The following is a 19677-nucleotide window of genomic DNA, read 5'->3' on the forward strand; positions in this document are numbered from 1 at the left end:
GGCTTTAGGGCATGGACTGAGAATCATCCGCTTAGCGCACGACGCGAATGATTATGGGCTTGGCGACCCCCTCATCCGCCTGCCGGCACCTTCTCCTCGCTGGGGAGAAGAGACCTAGACGATAGCCCAACGCTTCAATCGAACGCCTAAAAGAACATATCCGGTTTTTCGGCGTGTGAATTGGAATGCAGCGGCGCGGCGCGTTTCTTCTCCCCAGCGGGGAGAAGGTGCCGGCAGGCGGATGAGGGGGCGCCAAGCCGTGAAACCTTTCTGTCGTGTGCGGTGGCGACAAGACCACCGCTGTGCGGCCACCCTGCCCCCGGCCCGAAAAGGCGACGGCCGGGTAAGGAGAAGAAGCCGGGCAAACCAAACGGTTTCAGGCGGTTTATGGGGAGTGAGACGATGCGGGCCATTCTGGCGATCGACCAGGGCACCACCAATTCCAAGGCCATTCTGGTGGACGAGAGCGGGGCGCTGATTGCGCGCGGCGCATCGCCCGTCGGCATAGCCTATCCGCAACCGGGGTGGGTGGAACAGGACCCCAACCGCATCTGGGCTTCCGTCTGCGAGGCGATCGCCGCCTGCCTGGCCAGCGCGCCCGGCAGCGTCACCATCGAGGCGATCGGCATTTCCAACCAGCGCGAATCCGTGACCATGTGGGATGCCGTAACAGGCGATGCGCTCGGTCCGGTCTTAAGCTGGCAATGCCGCCGCACTGCGCCCGACTGCGAGAGGCTGTTGGCAGACGGCCATCAGGAACGGGTGCAGGCGATCACCGGCCTGCCGCTCGACCCGATGTTTCCCGGCCCGAAACTGCGCTGGCTGAGCGAGCGTGCGCCTGCCGGCGCCAAAGTGCGCCTGGGCACCATCGACAGCTGGCTCATCCATCGTCTCACAGGCGGACGTCGACATGTCTGCGATGCATCCAACGCGGCGCGTAGCCAGCTGCTCGATCTTGAAGGCCAGCAGTGGAGCCGGGATCTGGCCGCGCTTTTCGGCGTCGATCTGACACGGCTGCCCGAGGTTCTCGACAGCTCGGGCGATTTCGGCGTCACCCTTAGCGTGCCGGGCATTGCCGATGGGACGCCGATTCGCGCTGCGATCGGCGACAGCCATGCCGCGCTCTTCGGCCATGGTGCCTTCCATCCCGGTGACGGCAAGGTCACCTTCGGCACCGGCTCCTCGGTGATGGCAACGCTCGATGCCTATGTGCCCCCGCGCGATGGCATCACCACAACGGTCGCCTGGCGTCTCAAGGGCAAGCCGACCTTTGCCTTCGAGGGCAATATTCTCGTCTCCGCTGCCAGCCTGCCGTGGATGGCGGAGATCCTTGGCCTCGCCGATGTCGCAGCGCTGGTCGCCCTTGCCGAGACCGCCGAACCCGGCGGCCCTGGCTTTGTGCCGGCCTTTGTCGGCCTTGGCGCCCCCTACTGGGATTCGCAGGCGCGCGCGCTCTTCTCCCAGATCAATTTCTCTACCACGCGCGCGCAAATGGCCCGGTCCGTGACCGACAGTCTCGCCTTTCAGGTGCATGACGTCTTCAGCGCCATGCGCGGCCAGACGCGCACGGCGCTGGGCGCGCTCTTTGTCGATGGCGGGCCGAGCAAGAGCCGGTTTCTCATGCAGACCGTGGCCGACACGCTCGGCCATGCCGTTATCCAGTGCGAAGCGCCGGAGGCTTCGGCTCTGGGAGCGGCCTATCTTGCCGGTCTTTCTCTTGGCCTCTGGCCGGATCTCGACGCCATTGCCCGGCTGCCGCGTGCGCACAGCGAAATCGCTCCCGCGCCTCAAAAGGACGACAGCCGTCTTCGAACCTGGGCGGATGCAATTCAACGCTCGACCTTCTGCCCGCCGATGGCTAAAGGGGAGTGAGAGCCGCTTTCACGAACCTCAGGTTTTGAAAAGCGGCTCGTGAAGTCCCCGGAGCCGTCATGGGTCGCATCAACGAACTTCGCCTGATTTCCCGCGTGGCGCAGATGTATCACGTCGAGCGCAAGCGGCAGGCGGAGATTGCCGAGCATCTGCGCCTGTCGCAGGCCACCGTTTCGCGCATGCTCAAACGCGCGGAAAGCGAAGGCATCGTGCGCACCAGCGTCATTCCGCCCGCCGGCACCTATAACGATCTGGAGCAGGCGCTGCGCGAACGCTACGGCCTGCCCGAAGCCGTGGTGGTGGACTGTTCGGAGGACCGCGACGGCGCGATCATGGCGCGGATCGGCGAAAGCGCCGCCCATCTTCTGGAAATCACCCTGTCGCCGGGCGAAATCATCGGCGTGTCCAGCTGGAGCCAGACCATCTTCAAGATGGTGGAGAATATTCATCCGCAGAAGGGCGCGCGTGCCCGCTATGTCGTCCAGACCCTGGGCGGCATGGGCGATCCCTCGGTGCAGACGCATGCGACCCAGCTCACCGCACGACTTGCCAAGCTCACCGGCGCCGAGCCGAAGCTCCTCTCCGTGCAGGGCGTTACCTCGTCGCGCGAGGCCAAGCTGTTGATGATGGCCGACCCGTTCGTGCGCGACACGCTGGATCTTTTCGGCGCGATCACGCTCGCCATCGTCGGCATCGGCGCGGTGGAGCCCTCCGAGCTTCTGGCTCGCTCCGGCAATATCTTTTCGGCACGAGAGCTGGCTGATCTCGCCGAGGCCGGCGCCGTTGGCGATATCTCGCTGCGATTCTTCGACAAGGATGGAAAGCTCGTCAAAACCCCGCTCGACGAGCGCGTCATCGGCATGTCGCTCGAAGACCTCGCCAAGGTCGATCGCGTCATCGCGCTGGCAGGCGGCAAGGCCAAGACCGACGCGATCGCCGGCGCGCTTCGCCTCGGCGTCATCGACATGCTGGTGACGGACCGCTTTACCGCCGAAAGGCTGACGGCCTGACGGCAAAGCAAATGTGGACAAGATTGCCTGGACCGCGCTGCCGGGAACCCGGGCTAACAGTTCCACCTGCGTTTCGCAGACATCCGATGCGAAAACGACGAAGTGACAGCGTCGAGCCGATCCCGATGTATGGATCGACGCATTATGCGGTGCGTGTCGCCTCGACGTCGCGCACGGCGAGATCGGCAAGCGCCAGTGCGGCCTCGCGCGTAGCAGCGGCGGCGATGAAACGGCCATTGTGGCAGAAGCTCGCGCCCTTGACGCCGCTGGCCGCCTCGAGATCGGCGCCGGTCAAGCCAGCCCAGGCGGCGGGAAGATCGGCCCGCAGCTCGAAGCCTTCCTCAGACCTGCGGATGCCGGTCAGGCACCAATCACTGTCGCGCGGATGAACGACGAAGAGCAGGTGGTCGGCCCCGGCCTTGACCACCGCCGAGCGGAACGGCATGCCCATCGGCAATTCCAGGATGTGTCCCGGTCCGGCGGTCTCGATCGCTCTCAGCACCACGGCCTCGGCGCGCAGCTTCGCGTGGATTCCCCCGATCTTGGCCTCGACGAAGCTACGGGCAATACCGACAGCGCCGTGAAAGGCCCGGTCGGTCGCCGTCGGATCCGGATCGTCGAAGGGCGGCTTGAGCGTTTCGAGAAGCGAGGACAGTGTCAGGCCCGCCAATGGCCCGGCGCTTTCCGGGTTCAGAGCGCCATTGTCCGCGAGATCGATCGGCAGGACGAAGCTGGTATCGAACGCTTCATGCACCGTCTCGATCCAACCGGTCGGAACGGCCTGGGCCGCGAGATAATCACGACCGAAATGTTTCCAGATCAGGCCGAAGGAGCTGAAAGGCTGTCCATCCGGGCGCATCGGCGCGCCACGCTGGTGGTGATCGAAGATGCCGAGCTGTGCATCATAGGCGCCGCCGACATCATAGACGATCCGGTCCTCGCCGGCCGTGATCCACTCGCGCGCGCGGCTGCGCACGAGCTGGGCATCGGGAAAAAGCCGCGTGAGAACGACGCTGGACAGCACCTCGTCCGCGTGAAAGCCGCCGGAATGCGTAACAAGAAAATTCGGAGCCATGCCGGCGCGACCCATCGTTTCGTGAGGATGGAACGGCACATACTCGCTTGCAGCAGGCAGAACAACCCACTCGGCCAGCGGATCGCTTCCAGACAACAGATCTTGCCACAAACCGCACAGCTCGAAGCGCGGAGGGCCGCCAACAAGATCGGCATCCAAAGCAGACCCTGGGCCAAGTCTTCGACACAGAGGAGCTTGCCGCCGGCAGGAACGCCGACCAAAAACCGGCGACAGCCAGGAAAAAACGGGCAGGCTTCAGCCCAGATGTCTCTTAAGCCTCGCCTTTCCTGACGAACAGAATCGCGACAGAGCCTGCATCGATCCTGTCACAAGAAAGTCCGCAAGTGCTTACGCGTCCTGTTCATCTTCCGTCGAAGCAGGCGTTGCAACGGCGTTGTCGGCGCCGGACCGAGGTGCGTCATCCGTAACCTTCGCCGAACGCTTTCGTGGCTTGGCAGTCTTGGCGGAGGGGGCAGAGGTGGGGCGCGCCTTCGCGGCGGTCTTGCGGCCCTTGGCGGGCGCCTTCTTGGCGGGAGCATCGGCCGCCTCGCTTACCGTCTCAGCGGGGGCAGCATCAGCAACGGTCTCGCTTTCGGCGGAGGCTGGCGCGGCGGCGCGGCGGCCGAGACCGATACGCTTGGCAGCAGCGCGGCGTAGCTCGGAATAGGACGGGGCGACCAGAGGATAGTCGGCCGGCAGATCGTAACGTTCGCGATATTGCATGGGTGACAGGCCATGGCGCGCCAGATGCTGCTTCAGCGCGCGGTAGGGCTTACCATCGATCATGCTGATGATGACGTCGGCAGATGCCAGGCTCTCTTCGACGGAGACGGCCGGCTTGTAGGTCTGAGCTTCCTCCACGGGCGCGACAGGGGTCTCCTGCGCCTGGGGCTCTTCGGCGTCAGAGCCCTGCGCAGGCACAGCGGTCGGTGCATCGCCCGTCAAAGCCGCGCGGGTGGCACGCACGAGCGTGGGAAGATCCTGACTGGCGACGGGGTTGTTGACCAGATAGGCGCTCAGCAACTGTACTGTCAGATGGGCATAGTCAGGTTGCTCAGCGAGGGCCATATCAAATCCTTGGCGTTGTGACGGGATAACATGCTCTATTGGAAGACTCAGCAATGTACGTCGCGGCAAACAAAGTCAAGCCGATTGCCGGGATGAAATGCTTTGGCGAAAACATCTTCAACATATCGAGTTTACTTGGCGATCATCAATACATCCTTGGGTTGGCGCTCGCAAGATTTACGCTCAACATGGTGTACAATTTGAAGAGGTAGCTTTCTGGAAATATCCCGCTGCGGAGGTCTCAGATCTCCGGGAAGTTCCTGGCCAAATGATCGATCAAAGCGCGGACAGCCGGCGGAAGGCCGCGCCGCGTGGTGAACACGAGATGGACGATGCCATCGGGACTGCGCCAGTCCGGAAGAACATGCACGAGCCGCCCCGCCTCGATCTGCGCACGGCAGGCATGATCGGGCAGGAAGGCAACGCCCAGCCCTTCAGCCGCTGCCTCGCAGAGGAGCGTGAAGTCCGCACAAGCCATGCGTGGCTCATGGCGCAGGACATGGCGCGTGCCGTCGTCGCGCTCCAATGTCCATTCCGCATCGACGGGCCTGTCATTGACATCCAGCGTGGGGAAACAGCCGAGCGCGTCGATATCCGTGCCAAGTGCGCGCGCCATGCTCGGACTAGCGACCAGGATCCAGCGTGATCGGCCAAGCGAGCGCATGGTCAGCGAGGCATCGCTGGTCAGCGCGCGGCGCACCCTGAGCGCGATATCGACGCGCTCCTCGATCAGATCCACGGCGCGATCGGTAATGACGAGCTGAAACTGCACACGGGGATAGCGCAACAGGAAGCGGCGCAGCAGCGCTGAAACGAGAGGCGACAGTCCCTTCGGACAGCTCATGCGGATGCGCCCATGCGGCTCCGCCTGCGCTTCGGCCACCAGCGCCTCCGCTCTCTCGGCTTCCATCATCATCGCCCGGCAGCGTTCGTAAAAGCTCTGCCCGACCTCGGTGATGCGAAAGCGGCGGCTGGATCGCTCGATCAGGCGCACACCAAGTCTCGTCTCCAGCGCGGCGATGCGGCGGCTGAGCTTGGACTTGGGTTCGCCAAGCGCCCGCCCCGCCGCGGTAAAACCGCCGTGGGTGACGACCTCGGCGAAATAGACATAATCATTCAGATCGGCGCGCATCATCGTTCCTCCTGTGGAACGCTATGTGCCATGTTTGCCGGCTTTCAGCATCATCGTTCCAGGCGCATTTCTGTGTTGCGGCACGACAGCTGTGCAACACAAGAGAAACGACAATGACAAACAGGTTTGAAAACAAGGTCGTAGTGGTCACGGGCGCAACCAGCGGCATCGGGCTTGCCACGGCCAAGGCGTTCGCAGCAGAAGGTGCGTCGGTTTTCATCACCGGGCGCCGGCAGGCGGCGCTGGAAGCGGCAGTCGCGGCGATCGGCGGCCGGATCACCGGCGTGCGCGGCGACATGGCGAAACTCGAGGATATCGATCGGCTCTATGATGCCGTCCAGCAGGAGCATGGCCAGATCGACGCCGTCTTCGCCAATGCCGGCGGCGGTGAATTCGCACCATTCGGCGCCATCAGCGAAGAGCATTTTTACGCGACCTTCGACACCAATGTGAAGGGCGTATTGTTTACCGCGCAGAAGGCGCTGCCGCTTCTCAAGGATGGCGGCGCGATCGTGCTCACCGGCTCCACGGCAGGCACCGAGGGAACGCCGGCCTTCAGCGTCTATTCGGCCACGAAAGCGGCGGTGCGCAGCTTCGCGCGCAACTGGATCCTCGATCTGAAGGAGCGGCGCATTCGCGTCAATGTCGTCAGTCCCGGCGCAACCCGAACGCCGGGCCTTGTCGGTCTTGCCGGCGAGGATGCGGGTGAGCAGCAAGGTCTTCTCGACTTTCTCGCCTCGCGCATTCCGCTCGGCCGCGTCGGAGAAGCCGAGGAGATCGCCAAGGCGGTGCTGTTCCTCGCATCTGAGGATGCAAGCTTCATCAACGGCATCGAACTCTTCGTGGATGGCGGCCAGGCCCAGGTGTAAGCGCCGCGCGCCTGCTCATGTCGACGCGCGCCATCCTCGCGCAAACCCGCGCCGCGCTGTGCGCGAGGCGTCTCAGCTCTCCGCAAGGATGATCGCCGCGCCCTTTTCCGCCACCATCATCGTCGGCGCATTGATGTTGCCGGCGGTGATATTGGGGAAGATCGACGCATCGACGATGCGCAGGCCGGCAAGTCCGTGCACCCTCAGCTTGGCATCGACCACGGCACAGCGGGCGTCCGGACCCATCGCGGCCGAGCCGCAGAGATGGTAGATCGAGCCGGCCGATTGGCGAAAATAGGCCAGCAACGCCTCATCGCTGCGCGCCTCGGCCGAAGGCGGCATTTCGGCTTCGGTGATGGCGCGCAGTGCCGGCGCTTCCATGATCTGGCGCACCAGCCGGCTGCCGGCCACCACCTCCTCTTCGTCCCGCACCGTTGTGAGATAGTTGGGCTGGATCGCGGGCGCATCGGCTGGATCGGGCGAGCGGATGGTCACGCTGCCACGGCTCGTCGGCCGGCAGGCATTGAAAGCCAGCAGAAAGCCGGAATAGGGCTCCGGCTTCAGCCCGGCCTTTGGGTCGGCAGGGATACGGTAGGACAGCGGATTGAAGTAGAGCTGGATATTCGGCCGGTCCGCTCCGGGGCCGGCGCGCAAGAAGGCACCAGCTTGGTTGACGCTGAGCGCCAATGGCCCCTTGCGCGTGAGCAGATAGCGCAGCGCGTGGCGCGCCTGGCCGAAGAGGGAGCCGAGCTCGTCATTCAGCGTCGGGACGGTGGAGCGATAGTAAAAGCTCGTGCAGAGATGATCCTGCAGGTGTTGTCCGACAGCCGGCAGATGATGCAGCACGGGAAGGCCCAGCGCTTGCAGCAGCGCGCCATCACCTAAGCCGGAGAGCTGGAGAAGCTTCGGCGTATCGATCGCGCCGGCGGACAGGATCACCTCACATCGCGCATCATAAGTGGCCATGCCTGCCGGCCCCATCACCTCGATGCCCGTCGCCCGGGCTTCCGCCGAAACAAGGATCCGGCGAACCTGCGTGTTGCGCAGGAGGGTAAGGTTCGCGCGCTTCAGGGCCGGACGCAGATAGGCCATGGAGGACGAACAGCGCATGCCGTTGCGCGTGTTGATGTCATAAATGCCGGCGCCTTCGATGCTGTCCCCGTTGAAATCGGGGTTCAGCGGCCACTGCAGCTGCGCGCAGGCATCAAGAAAACGATCGGTGATCGGATGGGCCTGGCCGCGCATGGGCGTGACGTGGATAGGACCGTCCCCGCCGTGCCAGGGGCTGTCGCCGGCGGCATGGGTTTCCAGCTTACGGAAATGGGGCAACACATCCTCATAGCCCCAGCCCACATTGCCGGCCGCCTTCCAGTCCTCGAAGTCGTCCTTTGCGCCGCGCACGAAGATCATGGCGTTGATCGAGCCTGAGCCGCCCTGCACCCGCCCGCGTGGCGCGTAGATCCGGCGACTGTTCAAAGCCGGTTCGGGCTCGCTCCAATACATCCAGTTGACCCGGGGGTCATAATAGGACCGCGCATAGCCGATTGGGATGCGGAACCAGGGCGAGCTGTCGCGCCCACCCGCTTCCACCAGCAAAACCCGGTGCCGGCCGCTCTCGCTCAGGCGGGCGGCGAGGATACAGCCGGCCGATCCGGCGCCGACGATGATGTAATCATAGGCCGCGCGCGCCATGGCTAACCAAGCGCCGGTGCGAAGGCTTTCACGTCGGCCGGCTTGTCGTCCATCTGCAGATGCAGGCGCGTTCCCCGGTAAGGCGAATGCCGGGCAACGGCATCGCGATCGAGCTCCACGCCGAGCCCCGGCTCCTCGGAAGGGATGAGATAACCATCCTCGAAACGCAGCGGCTTTGTCAGGATCTCGGCGTAGAAGCCGGAGAAATCGACGATGGCTTCGTGAATCAGGAAATTCGGCGAGGCGGCGGCCAGTTGGATGCTGGCGGCAGCGCCGATCGGGCCGTTGTAGAGGTGCGGCGCGATCACGGCATAATGCGCCTCCGCCATGCCCGCGATCTTCTTGCATTCAAGAATGCCGCCGGCCCGCGCGACGTTCATCTGCAGGATCGACGCTGCGCCAGTTTCCAGCACCCGCTGAAATTCGTATTTCGTCGTCAGCCGTTCGCCTGTCGCAATGGGGATCGAGGTCTTGCCCGCCACCTCGGCCATGGCTCTTTCCTGGCCCGGCGGCACGGGCTCCTCCAACCAGAGCGGATCATAGCGCTCCAAACGCCGCGCAAGGCGGATCGCCGAGGCAGGGGCCATTTGCCCATGGGTGCCGAAGAGGAGGTCGGCGCGGTTGCCGACGGCTTCGCGCAGCCGGGCGCAAAACACCTCGCACCGCTCCATCACCGCCAGCGAAAGATGGTGGCCGGAATAGGCGGTATAAGGCCCGGCCGGATCGAATTTGAGCGCGGTGAAGCCCATGTCGAGCATCTCAAGCGCACAAGCGGCGGCGAGGTCCGGATCGTTGTAATCATAGGCGCCGGCGGCATTCTTGGGGTAGAGATAGGTGTAGGCGCGCAGCCGGTCATGAACCCGGCCGCCAATGAGCTTGTGCACCGGCTTGCCGGCCGCCTTGCCGATGATGTCCCAGCAGGCGATCTCCAGCCCGGAGACGATGCCCATCATCGTCGCGTCCGGCCGCTGGGTAAAGCCGCTGGAATAGGCCAACCGCCAGAAGCGCTCGATATCGTGCGGATCATGGCCGAGCAGATAGCGCTGAAACACATCCTCGATCAGCGGCACCAGCGCATTCGGATCGAAAGCGGTGGAATAGATTTCCCCGACCCCCTCGATGCCGTCCTTGGTCTGAAGACGCACGAAGATCCAGTACATTCCGCCGATATGCGGCGGTGGCACGGCAACGACATCGGTGGAAAGGGAAGCGATCTGCACTGTCCTGCTCCTCCATGCCTCCTGCGCCGGCTGCCAGCGGATATCCGGCCATGCTCGCGCAGATACCAATGACGCAGCCGCCCCGGACCGTCCATCCTGGTCGCATCATCACGGCAAGCGTAAAGCGCAATTTGGCTGAGGATATCGCAAGGCCGCCATTGGCAGGCCGAACCGCGGCATGATGCGCATAGCGAGCGCCCCATCACGAAAAAAAGCCGCGAGGCGGATGCCGCGAGAGAGATATGTAGATGTGTTGGAGGCGCGCCTCGTCAGCGGCAAGCGTGCCGCTTGACGATCGGCGGGCGCAATCGAAACCCAACGCAGGCAGAGCCGACGGGATCAGCCATGCCCGCGACATCAGTTCATTCGGCGGCCACCCGCCGTTCGGCCGCTTCGCGGCGCTTGACCGCCTCGATATCGCGATAGCGGTCGGCCGGGTGTGTCTTCGGCAAATACGGCCCCTGGCCAAAGAGCTTTTCCCGCAGCGTGCCGGGCTTGTAAGCCGTCGGATAGGCACCGCGCGCCTGCAATTCCGGAACGATGTAGCCGACGATGTCTTCAAAGCTATCTGGCGTCACGGCATAGGCGATGTTGAAGCCGTCGACATCGGTCTCTTCAACCCATTCCTGGAGGATATCGGCGATCCGGCCAGGGGAACCGACGAAGACCGGCCCCATACCGCCAATGCCTCCAAATTTCGCGAGCTCGTCGATCGTCCAGGTTTTGTCGCCGCCGGCGATATGCTCGACAAAGGAGTGGATGGCGTTGGTTTCGATCCGTTCGACCACGTCGGTGGGCGCATATTGGCCGAAATCGATACCGCTCCAGCCGGACATGAAGGTGAGCGAGCCGTCATAAGAAATATAGCGGCGATAATCCTCGAACTTGGCCTGCGCCTTGGCCTCGGTTTCGTCGGTGATCAGGGTCACCAGCGTATAGATGAAGACCGACTTCGGATCGCGCCCGGCTTCCGCGATCCGCTGCCGGATATCGGCGACATAGGCCTTCAGCACGCTCTTGGTCGGCGCGGCGACGAAGATGCACTCCGCATGCGCGGCGGCGAAGGCCTTGCCGGGCCCGGAAGCACCCGCCTGATAGAGAACCGGCGTGCGCTGCGGCGAAGGCTCGGTCAGCCCATAGCCCGGCACCTCGAAGAACTGCCCCTTATGGCCGATCTCATGCACTTTTTCCGGATGGGTGAAGACGCGGTTTTCGCGGTCGCGCACCACCGCGCCTTCCTCCCAGGAGCCCTCAAGGAGCTTGTAGAGAACCTCGACATATTCGGCCGCGACTTCATAGCGATTGTCGTGGCGGCGAAGGCCACCCTGGCCGACGTTCTTGGCACCGCTTTCGAGATAGGAGGTGACGATGTTCCAGCCGACCCGGCCCTTGCTGTGATGATCGGCGGTCGCGATCCGGCGGGCGAAGGTGTAGGGATGTTCGAACGAGGTCGAGGCGGTGATGCCGATCCCTAAATGCTCGGTGGCCAGCGCGATCGGCGCGGCGAGTTGCAGCGGATCGTTGACAGGCAATTGCGCCGCCTGATGGATCGCGTGGTAATTCGAGCCCTTGTAGACGTCGTAGTAGCCGATGACATCGGCGATGAAGATCCCGTCGAAAATGCCCCGCTCCAGCGTCCGGGCCAGATCCTGCCAGTAGTCGAGATCCTTGTAGGTCCAAGATTTGTCGCGCGGATGCGCCCAGAGGCCCGGCGATTGATGCCCGACGCAGTTCATGTCGAAGGCATTGAAACGAATATGACGCGCCATGAGCCGATCCTGAAGAAGCGATGATCCAGCCCCTCTTATCGGTCATTCCAGAGCGACAATAACAGTAAATCTATTTTTTTGGTGGACAAATTTGGAGAAAATCCTTCCCTGCACTGACCATTTCGCCAGATGCCGTGCTTATGGCGGCACGCTATTCCGGCTTTCCTTCTGGACCCTTACGGCAACAATGTAAGCCGCTGCGCGGACAAGTAGAATTTTGTAGAAGGAAATCAGTAACAAGCAATGCATTCTGGATTATTATTTTTTTATAGAAAAAAATACTCATATATAGAAAAATCAAGAAAAACAATCTTGTTTAGCGGGCTTGTCGGCCTATTGGACGGCGGCTAAGCGTCGGGCATCGTTTCGTCGATTGCTAAAATATGAATCGGCGTCGCGTGTCCACCTCCTCAGACGGAAGAACTCGATGTCCAAAGAGCCTAAGCATTTCACCACGCTCGGCGATGTTGCCGCCCGCCAGCTTGCCAATGCCACCAAGACCGTGCCGCAGATGGCCAGCATCACGCCGCGCTGGCTGGTGCATTGCCTGGAATGGCAGCCCGTCGAAGCCGGCATCCTGCGCGTCAACCGTGTGCGCAACGAGGACCAGGTGGTTGTGGAATGCTCCGGCCGCGACGAACGCTCCCTGCCGCAGACCTTCGTCGATTACGATGCAAATCCGCGTGAATACATGCTCTGCGCCGTCAACACGGTGGTAGACGTCCACACCCGCATTTCCGACCTCTATTCCTCGCCGCACAACCAGATCGCCGAGCAGCTGCGCCTGTCGATCGAGGTTATCAAGGAGCAGCAGGAAAGCCAGCTGATCAACAGCCCGGAATATGGCCTGCTCGCCAATGTCGCCCCCTCCCAGCGCATCAAGAGCCCGACCGGCACGCCGACCCCTGACGCGATGGACAGCCTGATTACCAAGGTCTGGAAGCAGCCGGCCTTCATTCTGGCCCATCCCGACGCCATTGCCGCTTTCGGCCGCGAATGCACCCGCCGCGGCGTTCCCCCGGCAACCGTCACCATGTTCGGCTCGCCCTTCCTCACTTGGCGCGGCATCCCGATCGTTCCCTCGAACAAGCTTCCCGTGGTCAAGGGCAAGTCGTCCTTCATCCTGCTGCGTGTCGGCCAGGAACGCCAGGGCGTCGTCGGCATCTTCCAGCCGAACCTGCCGGGCGAACAGAGCCCCGGCCTCTCGGTGCGCTTCATGGGCATCAACGACAAGGCGATCGCCTCCTATCTCGTCTCGCTCTATTGCTCGCTCGCCATCCTGACCGAAGACGCCGTTGCCGTTCTCGAAGACGTCGATATCACGAAGTTCCACAACTATGGCTGATATCCCCTCCTCTCTCCTGACACCGGGAGCGCAGGCGCCGGATTGGCTTCCGGATCCGGCCTTCCTCGCCCAGATGGCCAATGCGTTGCTGCACGCATTGCCGGGCGAGAACCCGGTTCTGCCGAGCGGGGCAGGCGGCGCATCCGCGCCATCTCTGCCCGCCGCACCCGTCACGCCGCCCATCGTGGTGGCGCAGGCGCCCGCTCCCTTGGCGGCGCTGCCCGTCAGCGCGGATCCCAACATACCGGGCCTTGCCGAGCAGGGCATCTTGGGAACGGGGTCCAGGCCCTATTTCCTGGGTTATGGCGAGCGCCGCACCGGCTTCGAACCGAAGCCGATTGCCCCCCTGTCGCAAAGCGTGCCCGGCGATGCCGAGTTGGCTTCGCTTCTGGGCAGCAAGAACGCTGCTCCGAAGGGCTTCGAGCCCGGCCGCGGGGCTTCCGGGAACCAGGCCGCGAAGGCTCCCTATTTCCTGAACGCCGTGCCGAAGGCCATAAGCCCAACCTCCGGCTCGTCCGCCTATTCGCCCGAAACCGCTCGCGGCGATTTCCCGATCCTCTCGGAGCGGGTCAATGGCAAGCCGCTGGTCTGGCTCGACAATGCGGCAACCACGCACAAGCCGCGTCAGGTGATCGACCGTCTCAGCTATTTCTATGAGCATGAGAACTCGAACATCCACCGCGCCGCCCATGCCTTGGCGGGGCGTGCCACGGATGCCTATGAAGAGGCCCGCGAGACAGTTCGCGGCTTCATCAATGCGGCCTCGGCGGACGAGATCGTCTTCGTGCGTGGCACCACCGAGGCGATCAACCTTGTCGCGGCCAGCTGGGGCCGGCGCAATATCCGCGCTGGTGATGAGATCCTCATCACCTGGCTGGAGCATCACGCCAACATCGTGCCCTGGAAGCGGCTGGCGGACGAGACCGGCGCGATCCTTCGCGTCGCGCCCGTCGATGACAATGGCGACATCATCCTCGACGCCTATGCCAAGCTTCTGGGACCGCGCACCAAGCTGGTCTCCCTGACGCAGGTGTCCAATGCGTTGGGCACGGTCACGCCGGCGCAGCTGATGGTGGCTATGGCCCATGCGGCAAGCGCGCGCGTTCTGGTGGACGGGGCGCAATCGGTCTCGCATATGCGCACGGATGTCCGGGCGCTGGATGCCGACTGGTTCGTCTTCTCCGGCCACAAGGTGTTCGGCCCCACCGGCATTGGCGCGCTCTATGCTCGCGCCAATGCCATCCCGGAAATGGACGCCTATCAGAGCGGCGGCAACATGATTGCCGACGTGACCTTCGAGCGTATCCAGTATCAGCCCGCGCCCGCCTTCTTCGAAGCGGGCACCGGCAATATTGCCGATGCGGTCGGTCTGGGGGCAGCGCTGAAATATTTGGAGGCCAAGGGCATCGAGGCGGTTGCCGCGCATGAGGAACATCTGATCCATCATTGCGTTGATCGTCTTTCCGCCTTGCCCAAGGTGCGCATCGTCGGTGCGCCGAAGCATCGGGCGGGCGTCGTCTCCTTCGTGGTGGACGGAATGAAGACCGAAGAGGTCGGTCAGGCTCTGTCGAAAGAGGGCATCGCGGTGCGATCCGGACACCATTGCGCCCAGCCGATCCTGCGGCGTTTCGGGCTGGAAAGCTCGGTACGTCCGTCCTTCGCGCTTTACAACACGACGGGCGATATCGACGCGCTGATCGACGTGGTGCGCAAGCTCTAGCTCTTTCCAGCCGGGGCGCGACCCCGAGCGTATGGACGGAGCAAAAGGCATGGTCGGCCTGGACTTTAGGTCCCGGCCGGCCCGTTTCATGCAGAATTAGCGGCGGCCGACAAGGCCGCGCTGGATCGGGCGCGCAGACGCTTGGGTTCTTTGAGGGGAGGCATGCCATGCATTTGTTCGTCAACGACGCTTTCGCACTCGAGCCGGTGGCCGTCAGGCAGGTCGGCGATATCTGGGCTCAGCTGTGCGAGGAGGCCGTGCTGGCCGCCAAAAGCGATATCGCGCTGACTCGGGCGATGAATGCCGCCATTCTCTATCATGGCAGTTTCGCCGCAGCGCTGACGCACCGCCTGGCCCTGAAGCTCGCCGATCATGATCTCGATGTGGACGAGCTGACGGTGGCGATCACCCAGGTCTTCCTCAGCGATCCGGCGATCCTCACGGCCGCCGCCGCCGACCTTCTGGCCATCAAGGAGCGCGACCCCTCCAATGCCGAAATCCTGACGCCCTTCCTTTACTTCAAGGGCTTCCTCGCGTTGCAGGGCCAGCGTGTCGGCCATTGGCTCTGGCACCATGACCGCCTGCACTTTGCGCGCCACCTGCAAAGCCGCATTTCGGAAGTGTTGGGCATCGATATCCACCCCGCCGCGCGGATGGGCAAGGGCATCATGCTCGATCATGGCAGCGGTCTCGTCATCGGCGAGACAGCAGTGGTCGAAGACGACGTCTCCATTCTCCAGAACGTGACGCTGGGCGGCACCGGCAAGGAAAGCGGTGACCGTCATCCCAAGGTCCGTCACGGCGTGCTGATCGGCGCGGGCGCCAAGATCCTCGGCAATATCGAGATCGGCGAAGGCGCCAAGATCGGCGCCGGCTCGGTGGTCGTCCGCTCGGTCGCGCCCTACACCTCCGTCGTCGGCGTCCCCGCCCGCCCCGTCGGCCATGCCGCGCCCGGCTCCGCCCTACCCGGCGTTTCCATGCAGCAGACATTGGACGAGCCGGATTATGTGATCTGAGCCGGCATAGTCGTCGCCGACCGGACCTCATAGCGATCAGACGCACATTGCCACGGCGCCTGCGTCGGCATCGATGGCCGGACACCTATTAAGGCCGCACCGGGCCAGAGCATTTCAGAGGGTCGTGCCGGAGCAGGCTCGACGCTCAGGTTTTTCGCTTCGCATTTCCGATAGCCGCCAACCTCTCAGTCTCTGCCCATCCATCGGCCGATACTCTGTCAGCGCGAGCCTTTTAGCGCCTTCTAGCCACGGGCCCGCCGCAATGCAGCGCCCCAACGCTGCCCGTCCTGTCACCTTGCTTCAACGATCGCCTGAAAGCCGGCATGCCTGGCGCGGCGTTACGTCCGCCTGCGGCGACTGCGCGTTGGCAATGCCTTGCTCCAACATCAGCATGCCGATGCCGACCGGCACGCAGCGAGACCCTCCGCCTTGCTGACCGCCGTCTGAAACATTAGGGCGGCACTCAGCCCACTTTTGCTGCGATCACCGCACGGCCAGGCGTGCCAGAAGATGCGCCATCGGCAGCGCCCCGTCATCCCCTTTCACTGCGGATCAAGCCTTGGTTTTGCGCAGCAGCGCAGGCATCCAAAGCCGCCCACTCATCACCCTCACCTTTTCCACCGCCTCTGGAAAAAATGGCAGCCATGCGCAAAAGCGCTTGCACCCCTCAGTTTGTTTGTTAATGTGCCTAACAATCGCTGGAAAGATCCGGAACGGATGCCCGGCAGGAACAGCAACATGCATCAGGAGACCATTCGATGAGTTTCAAAGCTGGCTTCGGCCTCAGCGCGCTGGCGGCAGGCGCTCTTTTCTCCGTGGGAACGGCCCACGCTCAGGAGAAGGTCACGCTCGAATACTGGGTTTATTCCGACTTTGCGCAGGGCGAGGCGCTGAAGCTGCAGCAGAGCTTCATCGATGAATTCGAAGCCAAGCATCCGGGACTGACCATCAATATAGCCGGCAAGGGCGACGACGATCTGCTGACCGGCCAGATCGCTGGCGCCGCCAGCGGCAGCGGCCCCGATGTCTTCATGAACTCGACGTCGGCCGGCGCTTCGCTCGTTCAGGCCGGCGCGCTGAAGAACATCTATGCCGAATGGATGGCGATGCCGGACAGCTTCCGCGCTCAGTTCAACAAAGATCTGATCGCGATGTGCACGCCGAAGCCGGAGACGATGTACTGCATCCCCTATACCGGTTACGGCTCGCTGATGTTCCGCAACCTGACGGTGCTCGAACAGGCCGGCGTCGACACCAAGGCGCCGATCAAGGATTGGGCCGACTGGCTGTCGCAGATGGAAAAGGTCAAGGCCGCCGGCAAATACGGCGTTCCCGACATGACACAGAACTGGGCGTCGTTCCTCAACATCTATTCCGGTGTGGCCGAAGCCAGCGAATGGGGTGCGGATTTCGAGACCAAGAAGACGCTGATCAATCCGGAAAAATATGCCAAGACGGCCGAATTCTTCCAGAAGCTGAAGCCCTTCTCCACGGGCACCAACATCAACGACCAGGCGACGCGCGATCTGTTCATCAGCAACGAACTGGCCTTCTACATCAACGGCCCCTGGGTCAATCCGCCGCTGGAGCAGGCCGCCAAGGCCTCCGGTCTGAAATATGACTGGGTGATGGTTCCCGGCGCGACGGAAGGCAAGAAGGCTGGCGTGCAGGGCTATGAGTTCATCGGCGTGGCGCCCAAGGCCAATTCCAAGCTCGCCTTCGAATTCGCGGCCTTCGTCACCGAGAAGCAGCAGATGACGCGCTGGGCCGCAGCACTCGGCCGATACAACAGCAATGTGGAGTCACTGGCGGATCCCTCGGTATCCAGCAATCCGCTTCTGGCTGCGACCTACGAGTCGGCGAAGACCGCTCTATACAACAAGCCGCCCTTCTTCCTCGGCACCTTCCCGAACAGCTACTGGTCGGCCATCACCGACAATGCCTCGGCTGTAGCGGATGGCGACATGAAGCCGGACGAAGCCGCCTCCGAGCTGATCGAGCAGCTGAACGAAATCCTGGCTGACGGCTGACGCTGATGCAGCAGCCGGTTCTTGCCGGCTGCTGCAGGCCTCGCGTTGAAGGAAATATCATGTCATCGAGAACGACGCGCAGCATCGCGCATTACCTGATGCTGTCTCCCTTCATGCTGCTCTTTGCGGTGTTCTTTCTCTATCCGATCGTCAGCGGGTTGTTCTATTCGTTCTTCGAATGGAACGCGTCGCAGACCTCGCATTTCGTCGGGCTTGCCAACTACACCAAGGTCTTCACCTCGCGCAATTTCGAGAAGGCGACCTGGAATCTCCTGATCTATGTCTCGATCACCGTGCCGCTCGGCATCTTCGTCGCTCTCAGCCTGGCACTGCTGGTCGATAGCTTCAGCGGCTTCTGGGCGAAGTTCTTCCGCAGCGCCTTCTTCATTCCGGTGGTCATGCCTTTGTTCCTGGCCGCCACGATCTGGCGCTGGATCTATGCGCCGAATTTCGGCCTGCTGAACACCATTCTCGGCTGGTTCGGCATGCCCTCCGTCCAGTTTCTGAACGACACCGGCACCATGCTCTATGCGATGATCGCCGTCGATGTCTGGGTCTCCGCCGGCTTCAACATGGTCATCATCCTGGCCGGGCTGAAGAACGTGCCGCGCCACTATTACGAGGCCGCGCGTCTGGATGGCGCCAGCACCTTCCAGCAGGTCGTACATGTCACGCTGCCCTCCATCCGGCCGGTGCTGTTCTTCGTGATCACCTACGGGCTGATCTCCGCGCTCCAGGTCTTCGATGTTCCCTGGCTGCTGACCGGCTCGTCCTTTGCCGAATATGGCGGCCGCGCCAACGCGCTCCTCTTCCCGGTCATGGACATGATGGGCCGCGGTTTCGGCAGCGTCCGCTTCGGACAGGCCTCCGCCTATGGCTTCATGCTGACCATCCTCATCGTCTGCGTGACCGCCGTGATGTTCGCCCTGCGCAAGAAATTTGGTGACGCATGAGCACGACCGTAACGCCTGCCGCAACTCTCTCGTCCGCTTCCGCCTCCATTGCATCACGTCGGTCCGTCTCGATCGCGACCATCCTGAAATGGCTCGTCGCCATTTGCGTGGCGATCGTCGCCGTGTTCCCGATCTGGTGGATGTTCAACGTGGTCTTCTCGCATCCCGGCGTGCCGATCTCGATCAATCCGCGTCTCTACCCGACGTCGTTGAGCGCAGGGCTGAACAACATCCTGACCATCTTCACGGAGACGGATTATCTTAGGGCTTATTATGTCTCGGTGATGTACACGCTGCTGACCATCATCGGCATCCTGCTCTTCTCGTCGATGGCAGCTTTCGAGTTCGCGCAGTTCCAGTTTCCCGGCAAGAACCTGCTCTTCGGCATCGTCATGATCTCGCTCATGGTGCCGAAGGCCGTCACGATCATCCCCACCTACCTGCTGACGGTGCAGCTCGGCTGGCTCAACACGATGCAGGGTCTGGTCGTGCCCGGGCTTGCCTCCGCCTTCGGCCTGTTCATGCTGATCCAGTTCATGAAGAGCATTCCCGCGGAAATGATCGAGGCGGCCCGGCTGGATGGGGCCAACCACTTCCAGATCTACTGGCATGTGGCGATACCGCTGTCGAAGAACGCGCTGATCACGCTCGCGATCCTCACCTTCATGAGCACCTGGGGCAACTACATCTGGCCGCTGATCGTGGCGCCGAGCCCGACCATGTACACGGTCGGTCAGGTGGTGGGTCTGTTCAACGCGCCCTATTCGCACACCACGGTCGATATCGTCATGACGGCCAATCTGCTCGCCGCCGTCCCGCCGCTGATCTTCTTCCTGATCTTCCAGCGCCAGATCGTCGAGGGAATCGCGCACTCCGGAACCAAGGGCTAGGCGCGCCTCACGCCTC

General features: G+C 62.9%; 15 protein-coding genes. 9 read left to right on the forward strand and 6 right to left on the reverse strand.

Features of this window, described 5'->3' with window-relative positions; translation table 11 throughout:
- The first annotated feature begins 402 nt into the window (after positions 1-402).
- Entirely contained in the window at positions 403-1872 is a 1470-nt protein-coding gene (locus BMX61_RS08485) for an FGGY family carbohydrate kinase (RefSeq protein ID WP_075626268.1), read from the forward strand.
- A 59-nt stretch (positions 1873-1931) separates the two neighbouring features.
- Positions 1932-2882: a sugar-binding transcriptional regulator gene (locus tag BMX61_RS08490; protein WP_075626267.1), complete on the forward strand. Its 951-nt coding sequence runs from the start codon at positions 1932-1934 to the stop codon at positions 2880-2882.
- A 142-nt stretch (positions 2883-3024) separates the two neighbouring features.
- Here BMX61_RS08490 and BMX61_RS08495 read toward each other — a convergent pair whose 3' ends face one another.
- The 3 genes from BMX61_RS08495 to BMX61_RS08505 all read right to left on the reverse strand — a co-directional run bounded on the left by BMX61_RS08495 (position 3025) and on the right by BMX61_RS08505 (position 6160).
- Positions 3025-3957 (reverse strand): MYG1 family protein, encoded by a 933-nt coding sequence (locus tag BMX61_RS08495; RefSeq protein WP_075626383.1) that lies wholly within the window; start codon positions 3955-3957, stop codon positions 3025-3027.
- 348 nt (positions 3958-4305) lie between these two features.
- Positions 4306-5025, reverse strand: coding sequence for a Ros/MucR family transcriptional regulator (locus BMX61_RS08500; RefSeq protein ID WP_075626266.1), 720 nt, complete (start codon positions 5023-5025; stop codon positions 4306-4308).
- 241 nt (positions 5026-5266) lie between these two features.
- Positions 5267-6160, reverse strand: coding sequence for a LysR family transcriptional regulator (locus BMX61_RS08505; RefSeq protein WP_075626265.1), 894 nt, complete (start codon positions 6158-6160; stop codon positions 5267-5269).
- A 110-nt stretch (positions 6161-6270) separates the two neighbouring features.
- Here BMX61_RS08505 and BMX61_RS08510 point away from each other — a divergent pair, with 110 nt between their 5' ends.
- Complete coding sequence (locus tag BMX61_RS08510) at positions 6271-7026, forward strand: SDR family NAD(P)-dependent oxidoreductase (RefSeq protein ID WP_075626264.1); 756 nt, start codon at positions 6271-6273, stop codon at positions 7024-7026.
- Between the two features lie 72 nt (positions 7027-7098).
- Here the strand turns inward: BMX61_RS08510 and BMX61_RS08515 are convergent, their stop codons facing one another.
- From BMX61_RS08515 to BMX61_RS08525, 3 genes are all read right to left on the reverse strand, one after another.
- On the reverse strand, positions 7099-8718 hold the full coding sequence (locus tag BMX61_RS08515; protein WP_075626263.1) for a GMC family oxidoreductase: 1620 nt from the start codon (positions 8716-8718) through the stop codon (positions 7099-7101).
- Positions 8719-8720: 2 nt separating this feature from the next.
- Complete coding sequence (locus BMX61_RS08520; RefSeq protein ID WP_075626262.1) at positions 8721-9938, reverse strand: mandelate racemase/muconate lactonizing enzyme family protein; 1218 nt, start codon at positions 9936-9938, stop codon at positions 8721-8723.
- A 362-nt stretch (positions 9939-10300) separates the two neighbouring features.
- Positions 10301-11707 carry an LLM class flavin-dependent oxidoreductase gene (locus BMX61_RS08525; RefSeq protein WP_075626261.1) on the reverse strand — a complete coding sequence of 469 codons (1407 nt, stop codon included), beginning with the start codon at positions 11705-11707 and terminating at the stop codon, positions 10301-10303.
- A 427-nt stretch (positions 11708-12134) separates the two neighbouring features.
- Between BMX61_RS08525 and BMX61_RS08530 the strand changes: the two genes are divergently transcribed.
- The 6 genes from BMX61_RS08530 to BMX61_RS08555 all read left to right on the forward strand — a co-directional run bounded on the left by BMX61_RS08530 (position 12135) and on the right by BMX61_RS08555 (position 19661).
- The gene (locus tag BMX61_RS08530) at positions 12135-13052 is read left to right on the forward strand and encodes a family 2A encapsulin nanocompartment shell protein (RefSeq protein WP_075626260.1); all 918 of its coding nucleotides are present in this window, start codon (positions 12135-12137) and stop codon (positions 13050-13052) included.
- Positions 13045-14772 (forward strand): cysteine desulfurase, encoded by a 1728-nt coding sequence (locus tag BMX61_RS08535; RefSeq protein WP_075626259.1) that lies wholly within the window; start codon positions 13045-13047, stop codon positions 14770-14772. The genes BMX61_RS08530 and BMX61_RS08535 overlap by 8 nt, the downstream gene beginning before the upstream one ends.
- A gap of 167 nt (positions 14773-14939) precedes the next feature.
- Entirely contained in the window at positions 14940-15788 is an 849-nt protein-coding gene (gene cysE, locus BMX61_RS08540) for a serine O-acetyltransferase (protein ID WP_075626258.1), read from the forward strand.
- 758 nt (positions 15789-16546) lie between these two features.
- Positions 16547-17818: a sugar ABC transporter substrate-binding protein gene (locus BMX61_RS08545; protein WP_075626257.1), complete on the forward strand. Its 1272-nt coding sequence runs from the start codon at positions 16547-16549 to the stop codon at positions 17816-17818.
- A 59-nt stretch (positions 17819-17877) separates the two neighbouring features.
- Positions 17878-18771 carry a carbohydrate ABC transporter permease gene (locus tag BMX61_RS08550; protein WP_075626256.1) on the forward strand — a complete coding sequence of 298 codons (894 nt, stop codon included), beginning with the start codon at positions 17878-17880 and terminating at the stop codon, positions 18769-18771.
- Entirely contained in the window at positions 18768-19661 is an 894-nt protein-coding gene (locus BMX61_RS08555; RefSeq protein ID WP_075626255.1) for a carbohydrate ABC transporter permease, read from the forward strand. The genes BMX61_RS08550 and BMX61_RS08555 overlap by 4 nt, the downstream gene beginning before the upstream one ends.
- The last annotated feature ends 16 nt before the right edge of the window (positions 19662-19677 follow it).

Source organism: Xaviernesmea oryzae (assembly GCF_900109605.1).
GTDB classification, from domain to species: Bacteria; Pseudomonadota; Alphaproteobacteria; order Rhizobiales; family Rhizobiaceae; genus Xaviernesmea; species Xaviernesmea oryzae.